General features: G+C 59.6%; 24 protein-coding genes. 19 read left to right on the top strand and 5 right to left on the bottom strand.

What is annotated here, in order from left to right:
* Nucleotides 1-95: 95 nt before the first annotated feature.
* Nucleotides 96-356: a VF530 family protein gene (locus J4D99_RS21125; RefSeq protein WP_208133738.1), complete on the top strand. Its 261-nt coding sequence runs from the start codon at nucleotides 96-98 to the stop codon at nucleotides 354-356.
* A 12-nt stretch (nucleotides 357-368) separates the two neighbouring features.
* Nucleotides 369-692 (top strand): hypothetical protein, encoded by a 324-nt coding sequence (locus tag J4D99_RS21120; RefSeq protein ID WP_208133737.1) that lies wholly within the window; start codon nucleotides 369-371, stop codon nucleotides 690-692.
* 134 nt (nucleotides 693-826) lie between these two features.
* On the opposite strand, the gene J4D99_RS21115 is transcribed toward J4D99_RS21120, so the two are convergent.
* Nucleotides 827-1,216 carry an Hsp20/alpha crystallin family protein gene (locus J4D99_RS21115; RefSeq protein ID WP_208133736.1) on the bottom strand — a complete coding sequence of 130 codons (390 nt, stop codon included), beginning with the start codon at nucleotides 1,214-1,216 and terminating at the stop codon, nucleotides 827-829.
* 224 nt (nucleotides 1,217-1,440) lie between these two features.
* On the bottom strand, nucleotides 1,441-3,330 hold the full coding sequence (locus J4D99_RS21110) for a BamA/TamA family outer membrane protein (RefSeq protein ID WP_208133735.1): 1,890 nt from the start codon (nucleotides 3,328-3,330) through the stop codon (nucleotides 1,441-1,443).
* A gap of 124 nt (nucleotides 3,331-3,454) precedes the next feature.
* On the opposite strand from J4D99_RS21110, the gene hemW reads away from it, so the two are divergent.
* From hemW to J4D99_RS21090, 4 genes are all read left to right on the top strand, one after another.
* On the top strand, nucleotides 3,455-4,609 hold the full coding sequence (gene hemW / locus J4D99_RS21105) for a radical SAM family heme chaperone HemW (RefSeq protein ID WP_208133734.1): 1,155 nt from the start codon (nucleotides 3,455-3,457) through the stop codon (nucleotides 4,607-4,609).
* Nucleotides 4,610-4,668: 59 nt separating this feature from the next.
* A complete protein-coding gene (locus J4D99_RS21100; protein WP_208133733.1) occupies nucleotides 4,669-5,085 on the top strand; it encodes a hypothetical protein in 417 nt (138 codons plus the stop codon).
* Between the two features lie 88 nt (nucleotides 5,086-5,173).
* Nucleotides 5,174-5,818 carry an alpha/beta hydrolase gene (locus tag J4D99_RS21095; RefSeq protein ID WP_208133732.1) on the top strand — a complete coding sequence of 215 codons (645 nt, stop codon included), beginning with the start codon at nucleotides 5,174-5,176 and terminating at the stop codon, nucleotides 5,816-5,818.
* Between the two features lie 78 nt (nucleotides 5,819-5,896).
* Nucleotides 5,897-6,556, top strand: a complete 660-nt coding sequence (locus J4D99_RS21090) for a hypothetical protein (RefSeq protein WP_208133731.1) — start codon at nucleotides 5,897-5,899, stop codon at nucleotides 6,554-6,556.
* Between the two features lie 93 nt (nucleotides 6,557-6,649).
* Here J4D99_RS21090 and rpmA read toward each other — a convergent pair whose 3' ends face one another.
* Together rpmA and rplU are read right to left on the bottom strand one after the other, a co-directional pair.
* A complete protein-coding gene (gene rpmA, locus J4D99_RS21085) occupies nucleotides 6,650-6,925 on the bottom strand; it encodes a 50S ribosomal protein L27 (protein ID WP_208133730.1) in 276 nt (91 codons plus the stop codon).
* Between the two features lie 98 nt (nucleotides 6,926-7,023).
* Nucleotides 7,024-7,329 (bottom strand): 50S ribosomal protein L21, encoded by a 306-nt coding sequence (gene rplU, locus J4D99_RS21080; RefSeq protein WP_208133729.1) that lies wholly within the window; start codon nucleotides 7,327-7,329, stop codon nucleotides 7,024-7,026.
* Between the two features lie 436 nt (nucleotides 7,330-7,765).
* Here rplU and J4D99_RS21075 point away from each other — a divergent pair, with 436 nt between their 5' ends.
* Nucleotides 7,766-8,725 (top strand): ribonucleoside-diphosphate reductase small subunit, encoded by a 960-nt coding sequence (locus J4D99_RS21075; protein ID WP_208133728.1) that lies wholly within the window; start codon nucleotides 7,766-7,768, stop codon nucleotides 8,723-8,725.
* 86 nt (nucleotides 8,726-8,811) lie between these two features.
* Here J4D99_RS21075 and J4D99_RS21070 read toward each other — a convergent pair whose 3' ends face one another.
* Nucleotides 8,812-9,282, bottom strand: coding sequence for a nuclear transport factor 2 family protein (locus J4D99_RS21070; RefSeq protein ID WP_208133727.1), 471 nt, complete (start codon nucleotides 9,280-9,282; stop codon nucleotides 8,812-8,814).
* Nucleotides 9,283-9,805: 523 nt separating this feature from the next.
* On the opposite strand from J4D99_RS21070, the gene J4D99_RS21065 reads away from it, so the two are divergent.
* The 12 genes from J4D99_RS21065 to J4D99_RS21010 all read left to right on the top strand — a co-directional run bounded on the left by J4D99_RS21065 (nucleotide 9,806) and on the right by J4D99_RS21010 (nucleotide 20,670).
* Nucleotides 9,806-12,190: a ribonucleoside-diphosphate reductase subunit alpha gene (locus J4D99_RS21065; RefSeq protein ID WP_208133726.1), complete on the top strand. Its 2,385-nt coding sequence runs from the start codon at nucleotides 9,806-9,808 to the stop codon at nucleotides 12,188-12,190.
* 72 nt (nucleotides 12,191-12,262) lie between these two features.
* Complete coding sequence (locus J4D99_RS21060; RefSeq protein WP_208133725.1) at nucleotides 12,263-13,309, top strand: hypothetical protein; 1,047 nt, start codon at nucleotides 12,263-12,265, stop codon at nucleotides 13,307-13,309.
* Between the two features lie 145 nt (nucleotides 13,310-13,454).
* Nucleotides 13,455-13,745, top strand: a complete 291-nt coding sequence (locus J4D99_RS21055; RefSeq protein ID WP_208133724.1) for a hypothetical protein — start codon at nucleotides 13,455-13,457, stop codon at nucleotides 13,743-13,745.
* Between the two features lie 151 nt (nucleotides 13,746-13,896).
* Complete coding sequence (locus tag J4D99_RS21050) at nucleotides 13,897-14,115, top strand: DUF4926 domain-containing protein (RefSeq protein WP_133656047.1); 219 nt, start codon at nucleotides 13,897-13,899, stop codon at nucleotides 14,113-14,115.
* A gap of 119 nt (nucleotides 14,116-14,234) precedes the next feature.
* Nucleotides 14,235-14,819 (top strand): Crp/Fnr family transcriptional regulator, encoded by a 585-nt coding sequence (locus J4D99_RS21045; RefSeq protein WP_208133723.1) that lies wholly within the window; start codon nucleotides 14,235-14,237, stop codon nucleotides 14,817-14,819.
* Between the two features lie 102 nt (nucleotides 14,820-14,921).
* A complete protein-coding gene (locus J4D99_RS21040; protein WP_208133722.1) occupies nucleotides 14,922-15,302 on the top strand; it encodes a DUF4260 domain-containing protein in 381 nt (126 codons plus the stop codon).
* Nucleotides 15,303-15,599: 297 nt separating this feature from the next.
* Nucleotides 15,600-15,902, top strand: coding sequence for a hypothetical protein (locus tag J4D99_RS21035; protein ID WP_208133721.1), 303 nt, complete (start codon nucleotides 15,600-15,602; stop codon nucleotides 15,900-15,902).
* Between the two features lie 159 nt (nucleotides 15,903-16,061).
* Nucleotides 16,062-16,802, top strand: coding sequence for a DUF3826 domain-containing protein (locus J4D99_RS21030; RefSeq protein ID WP_208133720.1), 741 nt, complete (start codon nucleotides 16,062-16,064; stop codon nucleotides 16,800-16,802).
* A 178-nt stretch (nucleotides 16,803-16,980) separates the two neighbouring features.
* Entirely contained in the window at nucleotides 16,981-17,901 is a 921-nt protein-coding gene (locus tag J4D99_RS21025) for a bestrophin family protein (protein WP_208133719.1), read from the top strand.
* Nucleotides 17,902-17,945: 44 nt separating this feature from the next.
* Nucleotides 17,946-18,836, top strand: coding sequence for an AraC family transcriptional regulator (locus J4D99_RS21020; RefSeq protein WP_208133718.1), 891 nt, complete (start codon nucleotides 17,946-17,948; stop codon nucleotides 18,834-18,836).
* 76 nt (nucleotides 18,837-18,912) lie between these two features.
* Complete coding sequence (locus J4D99_RS21015) at nucleotides 18,913-19,650, top strand: SDR family oxidoreductase (protein WP_208133717.1); 738 nt, start codon at nucleotides 18,913-18,915, stop codon at nucleotides 19,648-19,650.
* 147 nt (nucleotides 19,651-19,797) lie between these two features.
* On the top strand, nucleotides 19,798-20,670 hold the full coding sequence (locus tag J4D99_RS21010; RefSeq protein ID WP_208133716.1) for an aldo/keto reductase: 873 nt from the start codon (nucleotides 19,798-19,800) through the stop codon (nucleotides 20,668-20,670).
* Nucleotides 20,671-20,763 lie beyond the last annotated feature (93 nt).

The following is a 20,763-nucleotide window of genomic DNA, read 5'->3' as shown; positions in this document are numbered from 1 at the left end:
CGCACGGCCCGCCGCCGGGCGTATGCCGGGCGCGGCCGTAGCTTGCAGGTATAAAGCCGCCAGCTTCATGGCTGGTTCATTTTCTGCTGCTGCTTATGCCCGATGCCCGCGATGCCAACGGCCATTTAATCCGTGAGTTACACGGCGTAACCCTGGCCACTATTCTCGACTACTTGGTGGCACACTACGGCTTTACCGGCCTCGACGAGCGCATCAAGCTCAATTGCTTTGCCGTGAACCCGAGCGTAAAATCCAGCCTCACTTTTCTGCGGCGCACGCCCTGGGCGCGGGCCAAGGTGGAGGACCTGTACGTGCGCCTGCGCACGGCCGAGGTATTGGGCCGGCCCTTGCCCTAGCTTTTTGAGTATATGGCCGACTTGCGCGAAAAATCGGGCCCGCTAGCCCTGCTCGTGGGGCTGATAAGCTTCATAGCCTTTGAAGTAGCTGCTTTTTACTTGTTGAGCTTTGCCACAGCGGGCCTTGGCGAGTCCAATCAATACCAACCCAACAACACCATCGTCAGCAACTGGGTCAAGACGGTGACGTTTCTGGTGCTGCACCTGGCGCTGGTGCTGGCGGCCGTGCTGGTGCTCAGCAACAAGCTGCCGCGCCGCTACCGGGGCCAGCTGGTGGGCTGGCTGCTGCTGAGCCTGCTGGTAGGGTTCGGGCTGCTCATTCCGCTCTTTTACTGAACGGAAATAACAAAGCCTCTGCTCATCGCAGAGGCTCTCAAGAGGGTGAAACCAAGGGCGCCGGTCGGTCCCGGCGTTATCGCGGAAAGAGAAAGTGGCCGGTCGGTCCCGGCCGTATCGACGGGCCGGGCAGCCTAGCTGCCCGGCTGGATGTCAATCTCGCGGGGCTGGCTAGCCTCCGCATCGCGGAACGGGATGGCCACGCGCAGCTCCCCATTGTCGTGGGTAGCGTTGATGCTCATCAGGTCAAGGTTTTGGGGCAGGTCGAGGGTTTGCACAAACAGCGGAGCGGCAAGCTGGTCCTCGGGCGTGTGGCGGAACTCGCCATATACGGTGAGCTTGCTGTCCTTCAGCACTACGTGAAAGCTTTCGGCCGGCACGCTCGGCATGGCCACGTGCAGTACCACACCCTTCGGGCGCTGGTTGACGTGCAGCTTCGGCTGAGCCACGCCACCGCCGATAGTGTTCAGCAGGTCGAGCTGGGGGGCGATAGTACGGATAAATTCGCGGCTGATAAGTTTCATAACAAAGAGCCTTATTAGGTGGCTTCGGGTCTGTTTAATCAAACCACGTACCAGCTTCTACAAGATGCTGCCTGTGCTGACATCCAGACGTTGTGACTGCTTTTCACTCAGTAGGTTAGCCTAAAAGTGACACCCTGGCCGGAAATCCGCCGATGTGGCAGTAGCTGGTGCTTGCCAGGTCATATACAGGAGGTGCAAATGAGGATGACAAAGTCTGAGCCGCGCTAAAAACGACTGGTCAGGCCAAAGTGAATTTTGGAATTTGACAGCGAAAAGCCGGTATTCAGAAACTCCGACCGGCCCACCGAATACACAAATTGAAACAAGCCCGCCGCCGTGCGAAAGCTCAGGCCGGCCCCTAGCCCGGTGGGCGAGTCGAGGGTGTGCGTGCTAAGCTGGGTAGTGGTAAAGTTGTAGGCTTGCAGCAAGGCCTGGTCGGCAAAGACAAACACGTAGCCCTCGGGACCGGTAAACTGCCGCAGCTCTATCGTGCCCACCCCGTAGGCATTCGTGTAGAACTGATTTTCCTGGAAGCCGCGCAGTGAGTTGAGGCCCCCTAGCCGAAACAAGTCGTTGAGGAAAAACTGCTGGTTGAACAAGCCTTCGCCGCGCGCCCGCACCAGTAGCACGCCCTGCCGGCCCAGTGCCCAGTAGCGCTCGGCGCGCCCGCTAAAGCTGTACTGCGTCGAGCGTAGCGCCAGGCCGTCGTAAAGTGCTTCACTGATAGAGGCGTTGCGCCGAATAGTCTTGGTGCCCACGCCGCCTTGCGCGCTCACAAACAGCCCCCGGTGCGGAAAATACAAGTCATCGAGGTCGGCGCGCGAGTAGCCCAGGCCGTAGGAATTATACTCCGAGTCGAGGTAGTTGGGCAGGGTGCCCAGGTTGGCGTAGGCGGCGCTATCGAGCAGCAGGCGCGAGCTGCGCTGCTCGGCAAAAAACGTGAGCCGGCCGGCCCGCGCCGTGGGGTAGCTCACCTGCAGGCGCGGACGGATAGTGAGATAATTGCCGGTTTGCTTATAGAGGTTGAACGTGGCCCCCACTTCGAGGGGCGTGCCGAAGATATTAGGATGTAAGTAGCTGGCATCGAGTAGCTGCGAGATGGCGTCGGTCTTGCGCCACTGCAAGCCCACCTGCTTGCCGCCGCCGCGCAGGTTGCGTAGGTTGATGGTCACATCGCCGGTAAACTGCACCCCACTAGCCCCGTTGGTATTGGGCAAGAGCCCCACAATGGCATCGAACTGGTTGGACGGACGCTCGTCGAGCAGCAAATACACCCGCGCCCGGTTCTTGGCAAACCGCACCTCGGGCTCGGCGCGCAGGCGCACGTAGGGTAGCTGGCGCAGCAGGGCCGCGGCGGCAACCACGCGCTGCTGGCTGTAGGGCTGCCCCGGCATCAGCTGCAGGTATTTAGTGAGAAAGCGCTTCTTGGTTTTGCTGGTGCCGACTATTTGCAGCGAGTCGAAGTAAACCGCCGGCCCGCGCTTGAGCACCACCCGGCCCGCGATGTCGCGCCCGCTCATGCGCAGCGAGTCGATGCCGATGGTGGCGAAAGGGTACCCCTGGTTTTCGGCTTCCGTGAGCACGCGTTCTTGCAGTGCGGCCCAGTCGGCCGGGTGCCAGGGCGTGCGCCGAAAGAACTTTTCGCGGTAGCCGGCGCGGGTCAGCAGGCCATCACCGAGGTTGCCATTATGCAGGTAGGCCCATTGAAACTGCTCGCCCACGTAGAGGCGCACGCGCACTGTGTCGCGGCCCCAGCGCATTTCGTCGGCCGAGGCTGTGAGGTAGGCATCGGCCTGGAGGGCTAGCACCAGCTCGCGCACCGTGCGCAGCGCCGTGAGCGAATCGGGCACGGTAGTGCGCGGGTGCAGGCGGCGCACCAGTGCCTGCCCGCCCGGCTCGGCTTCTAGTTTCAGTATCCGCGGCCGGCTTAGCTGGCGGGCCTTGGGGGCGGCTGGCTGGGGGCTAGCCGGGGGCGGCAGGGGAGGGGAAGCCAGGCCCGGCGCGTTGGGTACGGCCACGCCCGGCCCGGCATCGGGCGTTTGGGCACGGGCTAGCCCGATGCTGAGCAGCACCAGCCAGCAGCCGCACAAAAACAGGGTAGCGAGTCGGGCCATCGTCGGGAACGCAAACGCGCCGGGCGTTTTTTAATTTCAGGAGCCCGATTTTTGTTGAATTCGGCGCAGTCGCTGACTGTTATAAGCTATTCGCGCCCGCAAAAATTGCGCTTTCTACCCGCTCATGCCCGGCCTCTACCTCCACATTCCGTTTTGCAAGCAGGCCTGCCACTACTGCGATTTTCACTTTAGCACCTCGCTAGGGTTGAAAAGCCGCTTTGTAGAGGCCCTGGTGAAGGAAATGGCGCTGCGCCAACAGTACCTGCCCGACCCCGCTGCGCCGCTCGAAACCATCTACTTTGGCGGCGGCACGCCCTCGCTGCTCACGGCCGCCGAGCTAGCCCGCATTTTTGAGGCTATTCATACCCACTTTGTGGTGGCGCCGCAGGCCGAAATTACCCTCGAAGCCAACCCCGACGACCTCAGCCCCGCCAAGCTGGCCGAGCTGGCGGCCTCGCCCATCAACCGCCTCAGCATCGGCTTGCAAAGCTTCCACGAGCCGCACCTGCGCCTGATGAACCGCGCCCACTCGGCCCAGGAGTCTTGGCAGGCTGTGCGGGCCGCACAGGCGGCGGGCTTCGAGAATATTTCCGTGGACCTTATATATGGTGTGCCAGCCCCGAGCCACGCCATCTGGCAGGAAGACCTGGCTAGGCTGTTTGAACTGCAGGTGCCGCATGTGTCGGCCTACGCGCTTACTATTGAGCCCGACACGGCTTTTGGCCGCCGCCTCCAAAAAGGCACCTTCGTGGCGCCGCCCGATGAGTTTGTAGCCACGCAGTTTGAGATGCTGCTAGGCCAGCTGCGAGCACACGGTTACGAGCAGTACGAAATCAGCAACTTCTGCCAGCCTGGCCGCGAGAGCCGGCACAATGCCAACTACTGGCGCGGCGTGCCTTACCTCGGGCTAGGCCCCAGCGCGCACTCGTTCGATGGCCGCAGCCGCCAGTATGCGGTAGCCAACAACCCGCAGTACGTGGCCGCCGTGCTCGAGCGCGGCGAAGTGCCCGCCACTGTGGAGCAGCTTTCGCCCCTCGACCAGGCCAACGAATACTTGCTCACTACCCTGCGCACTAGCCGGGGCTGTGACCTGGCGCACCTGCGCGACGCCTTGGGCCTCAATCTGCTAGCTGAGCGCGCCGATTACCTGGCTAGCCTTACGGCCCAGGGCATGGCTACGCTCGATGACCAGGTGCTGCGCCTCACCGATGCCGGCAAGCTACTCGCCGACCACATTACGTTGGCGCTATTTGCCGACGCGCCGGCCGCTGCGGTGTAGCTTGCGGCGGCAGCCGGGCGGGCTGCCGTATCCTTCGTCCCACCTTTCCCTGCACAGCCGTGAAGCTTTTGAGCGATGCCCTGGTCAGCAACGACGACTTTTTTGTGGAGCAAGTCCAGCTCACGGCCATCGTCTTCGACAATACCGACGACGTAACCATCTGGGCCACTACGTTTCGTGATGACGACGACCATTTCTTCCACCTCGGCCTGCCCTTCCAGGCCCTCGACACGCTGCTGCGCGTGGCCGGCGACCGCGCCGAGGCCTTGGCCGAAGAAGTAGCCGACGCCCTGGCCACCACCGAGCAGTGGCCCTGCTTGCTCGAATATACCACCGAGGACAGCCCACCCGTACCGCTGCCCGGCGTGGCGCTCAAGCTGGCCGTCACCTTCCCGGCCGATGCCGACGAAGCCGACGACCCCCAGCCGCACAACATCTTCTACCTCGAAGGCATCTACGCCCGGCTAGCCCCCTGATTCTAATAGTTAAGTTATTAATGGTCAATGGTTAATTAAGTGCGTTGAGCTGGTATGTCATTAAGCATTACTAAATTAACCATTGAAAATGTGGTACCTCATTCCGGGGCTAGGGGCCGATGAGCGCGTTTTTCGGCGCTTGCGGCTGCACGGCACCGTTCACATCTTAAACTGGCTGGCTCCACAGTCGCCTACCGAGCCGCTGATGCACTACGCCGCCCGACTGGCCGAGTCGGTGCCCCTAGCCGAGTCCTGCTGGCTGGTGGGCGTATCGTTTGGCGGGCTGCTGGCCCAGGAAATAGCCCGGCTGAGGCCCATGGCCCGGGTAGTGCTCATTTCCAGCCTCGGGGGCCCGCATGAGCTGGCGCCGGTGCTGCGGCTAGCGGGCGCGGCTGGGCTGCACCGGCTGGTGCCGTTTGGCTTAATAAGCTGCCTGCCGCGGCTGGCCCAATGGTTTTTCGGGGCAAGGGGTGGCACCGAGTATCGCCTGCTACACCAGATATTGCGCGACACCGACCCCGTTTTCGCCAGTTGGGCTACCGGGCAACTGTTGGCTTGGCAGGGACCGGGCTTGCCCGGCGCGGTGCGCCTGCATGGCACGCGCGACCGGCTCCTGCCCGCCGGGGCGGCCCCCATCGACTATGTCGTGCCCGGCGCGGGGCATTTTCTTATTGTGAGTCACGCCGCACAGGTTAGCCAAGCGCTCAACGAGCTAGCGAGCCAACTCAAATAATAAGCCGGGAGGGGCCGCTGTTTTTCGGCTAGCCGTCAGTAGCTTAGTGCTGATTTTCAGTCGTAAAACTTATAGCTTATGCCCCAACGCTACTTTCTTAAAGGCCTGTTACTAGGTGCTGGCTTGTTGGCGGCGGGCGCTGTCCACGCGCAGCAGCTAGCCCCCGATTCGGTGCGGCACCCGCACCCGCTGCTCTTTAAAGCCGGCCTGCGCCTCACCCATTTTCGCTACGCGCACGATAGCAAGTCGTGGCAGTTTTTGCTGCCGCTCTCACTAGGGGCCGAGTTTCGGGTAGCGCCGCGCCTGGGCTTCTACACCCAGCTCGAAACAGACCTGTCGGCTAGCTCCAGCAGCGGGCGCCGTCGGGGTGCCCAGGCCAATGCCGTAACAGCCGCGGGCGTGGCGCTCGGGGTGCGCTATTATTATGGGCACGCAGCGCGCACTGCCTCACCCTTCGGCCGCTACCTGGCACTAGAGGGCAGCGCCGAGTGGGAGCAGCTCACCGATGCCCGTTGGGTAACGACCAGCGGGAGCGGTCGCCGGCGCACGACGCCGGCCGTGCTCACACCGGGCGTGTATGCGCTGTGGGGCGTGCAGCACCGCCTACGGGGCCATTCCTGGTACGACCTAAGCGCTGGCGCCGGTGTGCTAGCCCCTGCCTACTACAACTTCGAGCGCCCTGCTAGCCGCTGGAATGTGGGTGGGCAGGCTACCATCCGGCTTTTCTTCGGACTTTAGCGCTGCCGTGCTACTGATACTCGCTGACAACACAAAAAAGGCTGCTCCGGGAAGGAGCAGCCTTTTTCAAGCTGGTAAGCAGCGGTGTAGCAATTAAGCGGCAGCGGCTTCAGTAGCAGCGGGCACTACCGACACGAACGAACGGTCACCGCGGCCAATTTTGAACTGCACGGTGCCATCAACCAGCGCAAACAGCGTGTGGTCTTTGCCGATGCCTACGTTGGTGCCAGGGTGGTGCTTGGTGCCACGCTGACGCACGATGATGTTGCCAGCGATGAGCGACTGCCCACCGAAGATTTTCACGCCGAGGCGTTTGCTATGCGATTCACGGCCGTTGTTAGACGAGCCTACGCCTTTTTTGTGTGCCATGGTATATTAAATTTTGAATGCTGAATTTTAAATGTTGAATGAATAAGGTTGAGTTACTAGTAGCACACTCAAAACTCAACACTCACCCTTCAAAATTACTAGCCGATGCTGTTAATCAGAACTTTGGTAAACTGCTGGCGGTGGCCATTCAGCTTCTTGTAGCCCTTACGGCGCTTCTTCTTGAACACCAGCACTTTGTCGCCCTGCACATGGGCTACGATAGTGCCTTTCACGGCTACGTCCAGGGTAGGAGCGCCTACGCTGATGGTGCCGTTGTCATCGGTCAGCAGGGCGTTGCCCAGCTCTACCGAGTCGCCGACATTACCGGCCAGACGCTGGGCGTAAACAAATTTATTAGCCTCAACCTTAGTCTGTTGGCCGGCGATATTAACAATGGCGTACATCTTATTTCCGCTGGAGGTTTCTCAAAAGGGAACGCAAAAGTACGGCGCCTTTTCGGTAAAACCAAACCTAAGTCATTAATCATCATCCACTGGGCAAAAAATAGCCCTGCTTCAAGCAGTTTTTTTGTGGAAGAGGCTAAGTGCCTGAAAGCAAGATGATGCGGATAACGGCCCCTTTTATGTGGACAAACGATGTTATCAACAGAAAAAATGTGGATAAGTAGCTAAAAATCGGTCGTTTCGCCCCAATTACTTCATGCGCTACTCAGAGTAAGCTGGCTTAGCTTTCAGAGCCGGCAAGGGTAAACGGCATTTTCGGCTAGGGGGTTGCGCGGCTATCTTTGAAGACCGGCCGGACCGGAACCGAACAACCGCTAGCCCTTTTGGTTAGCTCGCTAGCTCGTCACTTCGTCAATCCCGAAATCCGTTACGTTTTATGGAGCCTCTACTCGCCGAAAACCCCAACCGGTTTGTCCTCTTCCCCATCCAGAACCCGCAGGTGTGGGAGTTCTACAAGAAGGCGGAAGCTTCGTTCTGGACAGCCGAGGAAATCGACCTCTCGCAGGACCAGAAAGACTGGAACGGCCTGAACGACAACGAGCGCCACTTCATCAAGCACGTGCTGGCCTTCTTCGCGGCCAGCGATGGCATCGTGAACGAGAACCTGGCCATCAACTTCATGCAGGAAGTGCAGATGCCCGAGGCGCGCTGCTTCTACGGCTTCCAGATTATGATGGAAAACATTCACAGCGAGACCTATTCGCTGCTGATTGATACCTACATCAAAGACCCCAAGGAGAAGGACTACCTCTTTAATGCCCTTGAAACCGTGCCGGCCGTGCAGCGCAAGGGCCAGTGGGCGTTGACGTGGATTAACTCCGAGAACTTCGCCGAGCGCCTCATTGCCTTTGCGGCCGTGGAAGGCATCTTCTTCTCGGGCTCGTTCTGCTCCATCTTCTGGCTCAAGAAGCGTGGCCTGATGCCGGGCCTGACCTTCTCTAACGAGCTGATTTCGCGCGATGAGGGGCTGCACTGCGACTTTGCCTGCCTGCTTTATAGCTACCTGCAAAACAAGCTGCCCGAAGCCCGCGTGCAGGAAATCATCCGCGATGCGGTGACCATTGAGCAGGAGTTCGTGACCGACGCGCTGCCCGTCAGCCTCATCGGCATGAACGCCCGCACCATGAGCCAGTACATTGAGTTTGTGGCCGACCGCCTGCTCGTGTCGCTAGGGTGCAGCAAGATTTACAACGCCAGCAACCCCTTCGATTTTATGGAAATGATTTCGGTGCAGGGCAAAACCAACTTCTTCGAGAAGCGCGTGGCCGAGTACCAGAAAGCCGGCGTAATGACCGAGCGCGCCGACAATATGTTCTCGCTCGACGAGGATTTTTAAGGTTTACTACCAGTTAGAAAAAGCCCTGACTTCTTTTGGAAGTCAGGGCTTTTTTGTGGGAATGTATTAACGTTCTGGCGGGAGCGCTACATCCCCAGCTCCGTCAGCCCCGGGTGCTCAGCTGGGCGCGGCCCTAGCGGCCAGTGAAACTTGCGCTCGCTCTCCGCAATGGCCACATCGTTGATGCTGGCTTCGCGGCGCTGCATGAGGCCTAGCGCGTCAAATTCCCACTGCTCATTGCCGTAGGCGCGGAACCACTGGCCGGCTGCGTCGTGGTACTCGTACTGGAAGCGCACCGCAATGCGGTTTTCGTGGAAGCCCCATAATTCCTTGATGAGGCGGTACGCGTGCTCCTTCTGCCACTTGCGGGTGAGGAACTGCTCAATGGCTTCGCGGCCGCTGAAAAACTCGCTACGATTGCGCCACTGGCTGGCCTCGGTGTAGGCCAGGGCCACGCGGGCGGGGTCGCGCGAGTTCCAGGCGTCTTCGGCCAAGCGCGCTTTTTGGGTGGCGGTTTCGAAGGTGAACGGCGGGAGGGGCGGACGGGCGTCGGACATAAGCGGGATGACTTTTTGGGCAGTGCAGTATGTACAAGCGGCTGCTGCCGTTGGTTTGACTACCATCCTGCCCGCTCATGACTTCTGCACCAACCCAATGATGTTGGCCCGGTCAGGTTGCCCCTAGCCGGACGCCCCGCGTCTTCTGCCGCCGGCTGGTAGTGAATGGCAAACGGCTTTTTCAAAGCTGCTTTTGTAAAGCCTTTGGGCCGCTCGTGACTAGCGCGGCGCTGGTAACAGGTGCCGTGTCGGCACTAGGGGCTAGCGCCTGTCTGCTAGCCTGCCACCACTAAGAGAGGCCACTGGATATACGCAAAAAAAGCTTAGCGCACGGCTTGGCTGCCCGGCTGTTTTCGCAAAAAACGGCCGGGCAGCCTCATTTTCAGGCTATGTGGAAAACTTCTAAAGTTTTCCCTTTGCACTCCCAAACAAGGGAACTAATTTCCGGCTTTAAAGCACCGCGGCTTCGATAGTGAGGCTAGCTACATTAGTATTCTCCGCTCACCCCAGCTCCCGTTATAACATGCTTGTAATCAAACGCGATGGCCGCCGCGAGTCGGTCAAGTTCGACAAAGTCACCGCCCGCATCGAAAAACTTTGCTACGGGCTTAATCAAAATTTCGTGTCGCCGATTGAGGTGGCCAAGAAGGTCATCGACGGCATCTATGATGGCGTGACGACCGTCGAGCTCGACAACCTGGCGGCCGAGACGGCCGCTTCGCTGACCACCCGGCACCCGGACTACGCCATCCTGGCGGCCCGCATCGCGGTGAGCAACCTGCACAAGGTGACCTCGAAGTCGTTTTCGAGCACCATGAAGCGCCTCTACACCTACGAGGACCCCAAGAATGGCGACAACGCCTCGCTGATTGCCAAGGACGTGTGGGAGGTGATTCACAAGCACGCGCACACCCTGGACTCGGCCATTATCTACGACCGCGACTACAACTACGACTTCTTCGGCTTCAAGACCCTGGAGCGCTCGTACTTGCTGCGCCTCGATGGCAAGGTGGTGGAGCGGCCCCAGCACATGCTGATGCGCGTGTCGGTGGGCATCCACAAGGACGACATCGACTCGGCCATCAAGACCTACAACATGATGAGCGAGCGCTGGATGACCCACGCCACGCCGACCTTGTTCAACGCCGGCACGCCCAAGCCGCAGATGTCTTCGTGCTTCCTGCTCACGGTGAAGGACGACTCGATTGAGGGCATCTACGAGACGCTGAAGGACTGCGCGCTGATTTCGCAGAGCGCGGGCGGCATTGGGCTGGCCGTGCACAACGTGCGCGCCACGGGCTCTTACATCAAGGGCACCAACGGCAACTCCAACGGCCTGGTGCCGATGCTGAAGGTATTCAACGACACGGCCCGCTACGTGGACCAGGGCGGCGGCAAGCGCAAGGGCGCCTTCGCCATTTACCTGGAGCCTTGGCACGCTGACATTTTCGAATTCCTGGACTTGAAGAAGAACCACGGCAAAGAGGAAATGCGCGCCCGCGACTTGTTTTACGCCCTCTGGACGCCCGACTTGTTCATGAAGCGCGTGGAAGCCAACGGCGACTGGACGCTGATGTGCCCCCACGAGTGCCCCGGCCTCGACACCACCTGGGGCCCCGAGTTTGAGAAGCTCTACACCAAGTACGAGCGCGAAGGCCGTGGCCGCAAGACCATCAAGGCGCAGGAGCTGTGGTTCCACATCCTGGAAAGCCAGACCGAGACGGGCACGCCCTACATGCTCTTCAAGGACGCCGCCAATGGCAAGAGCAACCAGCAGAACCTCGGCACGATTAAGAGCAGCAACCTCTGCACCGAGATTATGGAGTACACCGACAAGGACGAGATTGCGGTGTGCAACCTCGCCTCGCTGGCGCTGCCCCGCTACCTCGTGGAAGACAGCCACGGCAACCTGCGCTTCGACCACGATAAGCTGTTCGAGATAACCTACCAGACTACCTTGAACCTCAACAAGGTAATCGACGTGAACTACTATCCGGTGCCCGAAACCGAGCGCTCCAACTTCCGCCACCGCCCCATCGGGCTGGGCGTGCAGGGCCTAGCCGATACGTTTATTGCCCTGCGCATGCCCTTCGAGAGCGACGAAGCCAAGGGCCTGAACGAGGACATCTTCGAGACGATTTACTTCGCGGCCATGACGGCCTCGAAGGACCTCGCCATCAAGGATGGCGCCTACGAAACCTTCCCCGGCTCGCCCCTGAGCGAGGGTAAGTTCCAGTTTGACCTCTGGGGCGTAACGCCCAAGTCTGGCCGCTGGGACTGGGACACGCTGCGTGGCCAGGTAGTGGAGCACGGTGTGCGCAACTCGCTGCTGGTAGCCCCTATGCCTACCGCCAGCACCGCCCAGATTCTGGGCAACAACGAGTCGTTTGAGCCCTACACCAGCAACATTTATGTGCGGCGTGTGCTCAGCGGTGAGTTTATGGTGGTGAACAAGCACCTGCTGAAGGACCTGGTGAAGCTGGGCCTCTGGAACGAGCAGATGAAGCAGGACATCATCGCGGCCAATGGCTCGGTGCAGGGCATTGCCCGCGTGCCGCAGCACATCAAGGACCTGTACAAGACGGTGTGGGAGATTTCGCAGCGCACCATCATCGACATGGCCGCCGACCGGGGCGCCTACATCTGCCAGAGCCAGAGCCTGAACCTGCACGTGCAGAACCCCAACTTTGGCAAGCTCACCAGCATGCACTTCCACAGCTGGAAGCGCGGCCTCAAAACCGGCATGTACTACCTGCGCACCAAAGCCGCCGCCGACGCCATCAAGTTTACGGTGGAAAAGCAAGCCGCCGAAACCCTGGAGCCCATGTACGCCGACGTCGCCCAGAACCAAAGCGACATGGCCTGCTCGCTCGATAATCCGGATGCCTGCGAGGCATGCGGGTCGTAAGTAAATCGTAGTAAATAAAAGAAAAGGCGTGTTATCAACACGCCTTTTCTATGGCCTTAAATTCACTAAAGAATGAGTATCGCGTTCATTGTTGGTAACGGATTTAATTATCTTGTTGAAGATATCATCCGCAAAATACCTACTCGCGACCTAACTGCAAAGCAGATTCTAACTAAAAGAGAGACAGCCGATAGCATTCGGGCTATTACAGCTCTGTGGAAGAAGTTTGACGATGCTTTTAAAGCTTTTCACGAGCATTTTGCTGAAAAAGGTATCAAAATATCTGACGAGGATTTGATAAGGTTGATTTATACAGTTATCAACCTGTTTTCGAGCATGGATGGCTTTGAAAAAATCCTGCCTAAAGAAGACATAGCAAAACTTAACACGGTATTTAGTGGCTTCCTGCTAAATAAAATTAGGGAGATAGCGAAGGAATTTCAAGAGCATGAGAACAGTGCTGCTTATGGTCGTGTAAGAACCTACTTTCCGAATCTTACAACTGAATTAGAGCAAATGATTCGGGATAAAAACCTCTCTAAGGTTAGTATTTTCACTACAAACTATGATGGTATCTTGGACACTCTGACAACGTGGCCTCGTGGTGGATTTATGTTCAGTGATGGGTTTGCAAAGTCTGGTCCGCTGAGCACATTAGAGATGGTTCCAGAATATACTCATGGCAACAAGCTAATTCTAGCTCATTTGCATGGGTCTTACAAGTTCTCTAAAATCTACGGGCGCACATATAAAAAGCGAGATGGCTTCGATAATGAGGAGCCTGTTATGGTGTTCAATAACCCTAAGATGAAAGAAGAAATTGTCAGAAATGACAATGTTCTTTCAGAGTATTTCGACCTTCTTGGAACCTGTCTCTCGAAGTATGATAACTTAGTAATACTAGGTAATTCGATGGAGGCAGAACCCCATATTAAAAAACTGATTGCTCGAAACTTCAATAGAAATGGAACATCTCTTACAGTGTGTTCTAGGAGCCCCGACGCGATAGCTGCTGAAGTGAAGCCTTTCTATTCTAGGAAGATTCACGAGGAAACTACAAGGGGTGTAGAAACGGAAGGGGATTTAATAAACCTTTTCGATAGGTTAACTACTATTTAGCCTTCTGACTTATGATGCCTCCCCAGCCGCTGCCGCCCCCGGTAGCGGCTGGCGTGTTTTTGGGGGAGCGGGCGGGGTGCAGGTGGTACCCTAGCCGCTTGGAAACCTCGGCTTCGGCGGGCTAGCTGCGTAGTAGCTTTGCGATATGTTCACGAACTACGATATTGACTTCGGTAAGCTCAATTTGAATTGGTTACACAGCGTCAGCATTGAGCTAGACGAGATAACCGACTTGATAGAAGTATCGGAACGTGCCCAAACCTACCTGCAAGCCAATGGGCAAATTGAGGTAACGGGCTACACGAACCGCCGCAAGTTTATTTCCGTTATTTTTACCATCACCGGGCAGCAGCTCGTTGTCGATGATGTAAACCTCCCTAGTTATGAAACCATCCAAGACGTTATCCTCCGACGACTCGCCGAAGAAACCGAATAACCTCTCAATGAATGGGAAAACCCCCGAAGAATGGGAGGCCGGCCGCATCAGCGGGCCACTGACGAAGCGAGAGTTGTTTGTCTATTTGAAAAAGATAGGCAAGCTGCCCGCAAGCGCCGAGTACAAACAAGCCTCCTAGTGTTCAGCGTTAATGAAACCCTTCGCCGAACTAGATACCGTGCAACTGCAAAAAGCCCATCCGGAATGCGGCCTGGCGGCTGGCGCATTGGGTACTGTCGTGCTAGTGCACGCCCAAGGCGAAGCCTACGAAGTTGAGTTCATTGGTCTTGATGGGCACACGCAAGCCGTCTTAACACTGCCCGCCGCTGAAGTAGCCGCCATAGTGCAGCCGTGGCGGCAGGCTGCTTAGTCCGTATCTGATTCCCGAGTTTCCCAGCCGCTGCCGCCCCGGTAGCGGTTGGCGTGTTTTTGGGGCTAGCTGATTGAAGCAAGTACTAGCTTTGGTGCATCGTTTAGTGCTGCCTGCCCATGCACCCGTTGTTTGCTTACCTGCGCCGCTTCGTGCCCACCCTTACGGAGGCCGAGTGGCTGCTACTGGCCGGGGCCGTGCGCCCGTGCCACCTGGCGCGGGGCCAGCACTTTGTGCAGGCCGGCGGCTACCGGCCCGAAGTAGCCCTGCTGCTCCATGGAGCCTGCCGCCTGTACTACCTGCGGCCCGATGGCGAGGAGCGCACCACGTACTTCTTCTTCGAAAACCACCTGCTGGCCGACTACGCGAGCTGCCTGACGGGCCAGCCGAGCCAGCTCAACATTCAGGCCCTGACCGATACCGACCTGGTGGTGTTTGACTACGCGGTGCTGCGGCGGCTCTACGACGAGTGCCCGGCCTACGAGCGGTTTGGGCGGGTGCTGGCCGAGTACCACCTGCTGGGCACCGATGCCCGCCTCGTCGAGCAGCTTATGCTCTCGCCCGAGGAGCGCTACCGGGCGCTGCTGGCCAGCGGCAAAACCAAGATTCTGGAGCGGGTGCCGCAGCACCTGGTGGCCAATTACCTCGGCATCACGCCGGTGTCGCTGAGCCGCATTCGGGCGCGGGTGGCGCGGGGGCACTAGCCGCGGGGCGCTGGTTTTCTTATCTTTTGTTATCGTTGGGGGGCTAGCGGCCGCCGGAATTTTGGGTATTGAAATTCACCAATCAAAACCCCCGCTAGGCCCATGAAATCGCTGCTGAAACTCGAAGAGCTCGCCCAGCTGCTGCTGGCTGTATTTGTATTTGCCCACTTGCCCTATGCCTGGTGGGTGCTGCCGGCCACCTTCCTGCTGCCCGACCTGAGCATGCTGGGCTACCTGGCCGGCCCGCGCGTGGGCGCCGCCAGCTACAACCTGGCGCACCACAAAGCCCTGGCCATCGCCGTGGCAGGCTGGGTGCTGGGGCAGCCCGTGCTGGTGCTGGTGGGCACGGTACTGCTGTTTCACAGCGCCTTCGACCGGCTACTCGGCTACGGCCTCAAGTATTCCACCGGCTTTCAGGATACGCACCTGGGCCGGGTAGGCAAAACGACCGCCGCGGCTACGGCTAGCCCGGTACTTGCCTAAGATGGGGTAGGCGTGATATACAAACACAATATCATGTTGTCCCCGCATTCAGGCTGAACCCTGCGGAGGATACCTGACCCATTTCACTATCCACCAGCTGCTGCCTTGGTAGCGGCTGGCGTGTTTTCGGGGTGAGTAAGTGGGCAATCTTATATTGATTGTGGCCTTAGCGTTGGCTGGTAACAAGAGGATAGGGCGAGGCCGGCCTGAAGGCTATTGAGCCACGTTTTGGCTGTTAACATTTTAGCTGGCGGGCGCGTAGAAATACTACCTGTTCACCTTCACTCTCAAAACACCATGGCTAACCGTTTCATGTATATTCTTGCCGCTGGCCTGCTGCTGGGCGGCTGCAATCAAGCAGAGGAGAAGCAGCGCGAGGCTGATAACGCGCACAAAGACGCCGACAAAGCGCAGGCTGATGCCGACGCTGAGCGCGCCCGTGCCGACGCCAAGCAAGTGCGGGCTAATGCCGAGACCAAGGCGGAAGACCTGGAAAAGCAAGCCGATGCTGTGCAAAAAAGCGCCGGCGACCACCCCAGCGTAGTAACAGAAGAGAAAACGACCACCCACTCCCAAACCACGCAGACTCGCAGGCACTAGCTTGCCCTAGGTCGGGCTATTCATCACCCAGCCGCTGCCGCTTTGGTAGCGGCTGGCGTGTTTAGAGGGGGTAGGGGCTGAACGAAGCTTGTATCTTGGGCGCCCGGGAGGCGCTTAGTTCGGTGGCTTTCCTCATAGCCAGCACACGTTGATACAGGTATGAGCAGCTATTTCAAAACAGCCGCCGGGGTAGTAGGCCTGGGCTTATGGGCTACTTCGGCCGCCTACGGCCAGGCCCCGGCCAGCTCGGCCGCCGCCCCGCCCATGAGCGCGGACGCGAAAGCCGCCGCTGACCAAGAGGCAGACAAAAAAGCGGCCGACTGGGTAGCCTCGCTCCAACTAAACGACGCCAAGAAGGCGGCCGCCGTGCAGCAGGTAATTGCCACGCACCTGCGCGCCATTCGGGCGTACAGCAACGCGCACCCGTACACGGAAACGCCCGCTGGCATCAACCCCACTACCGGCAAGCCGCTCAGCACCATGGACCGGCAGCTTATCGCCGTGTCGGCCATGCCGAAAGCCATTCACGAAAACCTGATGAGCGGCCTGCGCCAGCAGCTGACGCCCGAGCAGGTCGAGGCCGTGCTGGATAAATACACCATTGGCAAAGTGGCGTTTACGCTGAATGGCTACAAGGCCATCGTGCCCAACCTGACGCCCACGGAAGAGCAGGTGATACTGACCAACCTGAAGCAGGCGCGGGAGCAGGCCGTCGATTTCAAGAATATGAAAGAGATATCAGCGGTTTTTGAAATCTATAAATCCAAGAACGAGGAGTACCTGAACACCCACGGCCGCAACTGGCGCGAGCTGTTTAAAGCCTACGTAGACGCGGCAAACGCCAAAAAAGCCGCCGACAAGGCCAAGGCGCAGGAGGCCGCTAAAACCCCGCAGAAGTAAGGCGAGCCGGTAGTTTCGCTTGCGCCCGGCACTAGGAGCATTGTGGAGATAGGTGGCATGGGGGGCGCCTTTGGCGCCGGCTAGGCCGAGTGCCCCTGCGGGCCGGTGGGCCAGGTGGTGGCTTGACGATGCCCCCACGGGGCGGTTACTTTTAGGGCGCTGGTCCGTATCAGGGGCCATGATTATTCGAGATAAAAGCAATTGGTGGCGGCTGCTCTTTGTGTGGCACGGCTCGGTGCTGCCCCAGATTTTGCCGCGGCTAGGGGTGTTGTTTGGGCTGTCGGTGGGGGTAGTGCTGCTGCACGGGCAGGTGCTGCACTACAAAGTGCCGCTCACGGCCGCGCCGTTTACCTTGTTTGGGGTCACGCTGGCCATCTTCCTGGGCTTTTACAACAATGCCAGCTACGACCGTTTCTGGGAGGGGCGCAAGCTTTGGGGGGCGCTGCTGAATACCACGCGGTCGCTGGCGCGGCAGGCCCTCACGCTGGGCGCCTACCCCCAGCCAACCGAGGCAAGCGTGCACTTTGTGCGGCTGCTTATCGCCTTCACCTACACCCTCAAGCACCAGCTGCGCCACACCGACGCGGCCCCCGACCTGGCCCGGCTGCTGCCCGCGCCACTGGCGCAGGCGGTGCAGGCGGCCACCTACCAACCCTTGCGGCTCTTGCTGGAAATGGGGCGCTGGGTGCAGCAGGCCCGCGAAAATGCCCAGCTCGATACCACCACCCAGCTGGCATTCGACCACAATTTCAACCAATTGTCCGACATCGTGGGGGGCTGCGAGCGCCTGGCCGGTACCCCCATCCCCTACACCTACAGCGTGATACTGCACCGCACGGTGTACCTCTACTGTTTTCTGCTGCCCTTCGGCCTGGTCGATAGCCTGGGTTGGCTCACGCCGCTCATCGTGGTGTTTGTGGGCTACACCTTCATGGCGCTCGATGCCATTATGCGCGAGCTGGAGGAGCCCTTCGGGCTGGGCGCCAACTCGCTGGCCTTGAATGCCATGAGCTATATGATAGAAACAACGCTGCTCGAACTGGCCGGCGAATCGCTGCCCGCCCAGCCCCTGCGCCCCGGCCGCTACCTCTTCGACTAGCCGGGTAAGCTAACGGACGCTGCAATCGCCCGTAAATTTGGGGTATGCAGACGCTCACCAGCCGGCCGCCGGTTCCGATATACCCGTTTGAGCCCGACGAGCTGACCGGGAGCAGCTTCTTCTCTATTGTGCGCTCGGAAGGCGAGCTGCCCTACGAGGCCGACGTGCTGCTGCCGCACCGCAAGGCCTATTACATGCTCGTGTTTACGAAGCACACCCGCGGCCGGCACTGGGTCGATGCCGTGCCCTACGTGCGCCAGGACCACGCGCTGTACTTTTCGAGCCCTAGCCAGATGCTGGTGAAGGAGGAGCCGACGCCGTTTTGGGGCACCCGGCTTCAATTCACGAACGAGTTTCTGGCCTTGCAGCAAAACGCGGCCCTGCGCCACCTGCCGCTCATCCAGAACCCGCACCACGGGCACGAGCTGCTGCTGACGCCGGCCGACGAGGCCATCGTAGACGACCTGCTGGCCAAGCTCGAAGCCGAGCACCAGCGCCCCGGCGAGTGGCAGCACCAGATGCTGAGCGCCTACCTGCTGGTGCTGCTCACCTACCTGAGCCGGCTCTACACCGAGCAGTTTCCGGGCGGCGAGCCCTCGGCCGACCAGCGCCTGCTGAAAGCGTATCAGGCGCATATCGAGGACAACTTTCGCGAGCTGCACGAGGTAGGCGCCTACGCCGAGCTGCTGCACATTTCGGCGGGGCACCTGAGCGAGGTGGTGAAGGCGCAGAGCGGCAAGTCGGCCATCAAGCACCTGCACGAGCGGCTGGTGCTGGAGGCCAAGCGCCTGCTGTTCTACACCCCCCAGGCGCTCAAGGAAATCGCCTTCGACCTGGGCTTTTCGGAGCCCTCGTATTTCAACCGCTTTTTCAAGCGCGAAACCGGCCTGACTCCGGCCGAGTACCGGGCCAGCATCCGCAAAATGTACCAGTAGTACCGCGAAATGGGTGCCAGCCGCCCCGCTAGGGCCCGGTAATTTTGTGCTGTTAATCACTTGATTTTTAACAGCCATGAAAAAAGCACTCATCACCGGCGCCAACAAAAGCATCGGCTTCGAAGCCGCCCGCCAGCTCCTGCAGCAGGGCTACTATGTGTACCTGGGCAGCCGCGACGCCCACAACGGCCAGCAGGCCGCTGACCAACTGAAGGCCGAGGGCCTCGCGCAGGTCGAGCCGCTTCAGCTCGACGTAACCGACAGCGACTCCATTGCCGCCGCCCGCGCGGCTCTGGGCCAGAAAACGGACGTGCTCGACGTGCTCATCAACAATGCCGGCATCTTGGGCGGCATGGCGCAGCCCGCCACGAGCACCAGCCTCAGCACCATCCGGGAGGTGTTTGATACCAACGTGTTTGGGGTAATTGAGGTGACCCAGGCCTTTCTTGACCTGCTGCGCAAGTCGCCCGCGCCGCGCATTGTCAACGTCACGTCGGGCCTGGGCTCACTCACGCTGCACACCGACCCTAGCTGGAAATACTACCCCGTGAAAGGTGCTGCTTACCAGCCCTCCAAAGCGGCCCTGAACGCCTACACCATCATGCTGGCCTACGAGCTGCGCGACACGCCCTTCAAGGTAAACGCCGTGGACCCCGGCTACACTGCCACCGATTTCAACCACCACAGCGGCCCCGGCAGCGTACAGGATGCAGCAGCCCGCGTAGTAAAGGCCGCCGTGCTAGGCCCCGATGGCCCCACAAGCCAGTTTTTCAGCGACGATAATAACCCCGAAACTGGTATCAGTCCCTGGTAGCTGGCCGGCGCTGAGCTGGCAAAAAGGTGAAGTATTCACCAGTAGCCTGGCTAAGATGCCGCAGACCTTTGTGCCGCTCGGCGCGGCCAGCCAGGCCCTAGCCGACAGATAACCCCAGCGTTTCATTTTCCACCCAAGCTTTCGTTTATGTCAACCCTAACCATTGCTCCCAAGTCGGCCCAGCCGCTCACCGTCAACCGCCTGGGCTACGGCGCCATGCGCCTCACCGGCCCCGGCATCTGGGGCGAGCCTGCCGACCGGCCGCAGGCCTTGGAAGTGCTGAAAACGGCCATCGCCAACGGTGTCAACTTCATCGATACGGCCGACTACTACGGCGACGACATCACCAACCGGCTCATTGCCGAGGCACTCTATCCCTATGCCAAGGACTTGGTAATCTGCACCAAGGTGGGCGCCACCCGCAACCCCGCCGACAAAAGCTGGCCGCCCTTCAACCGGCCCGAGCAGCTGCGCCAGAGCATCGAGCGCAATCTGCGCACCCTCAAGCAAGAGGCCGTGCAGCTGGTGCACTTCCGGGTGATGCCGGGCGCCGCGGTGCCGTTCGAGGAGTCGATGGGCGCCATGTATGATATGCAGCGCGAAGGCAAAATCCAGCACGTGGGCGTGAGCAACGTGACCCCCGAGGAGCTGACCGCTGCCCTGGCCCTGGGCGACGTAGCCAGCGTGGAAAACATGTACAGCTACGCCCAGCGCACCACCCTAAACGACGGCCACGGCGAAACCCGCGGCGGCGAAGTGCTGCCGCTGTGCGAGCAGCACGGCATTCCGTTCGTGCCCTTCTTCTCGCTGGTGCACGGCCTGCCCAAGGCCGGCAACAAGCTCGCCGAGCTAGCCCAGCAAAAAGGCGTGACCGAGGCCCAGCTCAACATCGCCTGGCTGCTGCACAAGTCGCCCCTGCTGCTGCCCATCCCCGGTACTTCGTCGGTGGCCCACCTGCGCGAAAACCTCGCCGCCGCTAGCATCGAGCTGAGCGCCGAGGACATGGCCTATCTGGGGTAAAGGCCCTATGGCTTCCAGGGCTATCACCCTAAAAGCCCATCAGGCTGCGCTTGTCGAAGCTTCTCTATCACGCCACGCCCCTAGGGTGTCGTG

This window comes from Hymenobacter sp. BT559 (assembly GCF_017571525.1).
Lineage (GTDB): Bacteria > Bacteroidota > Bacteroidia > Cytophagales > Hymenobacteraceae > Hymenobacter > Hymenobacter ginsengisoli.
This window is presented reverse-complemented; position numbering and strand designations above follow the sequence as displayed.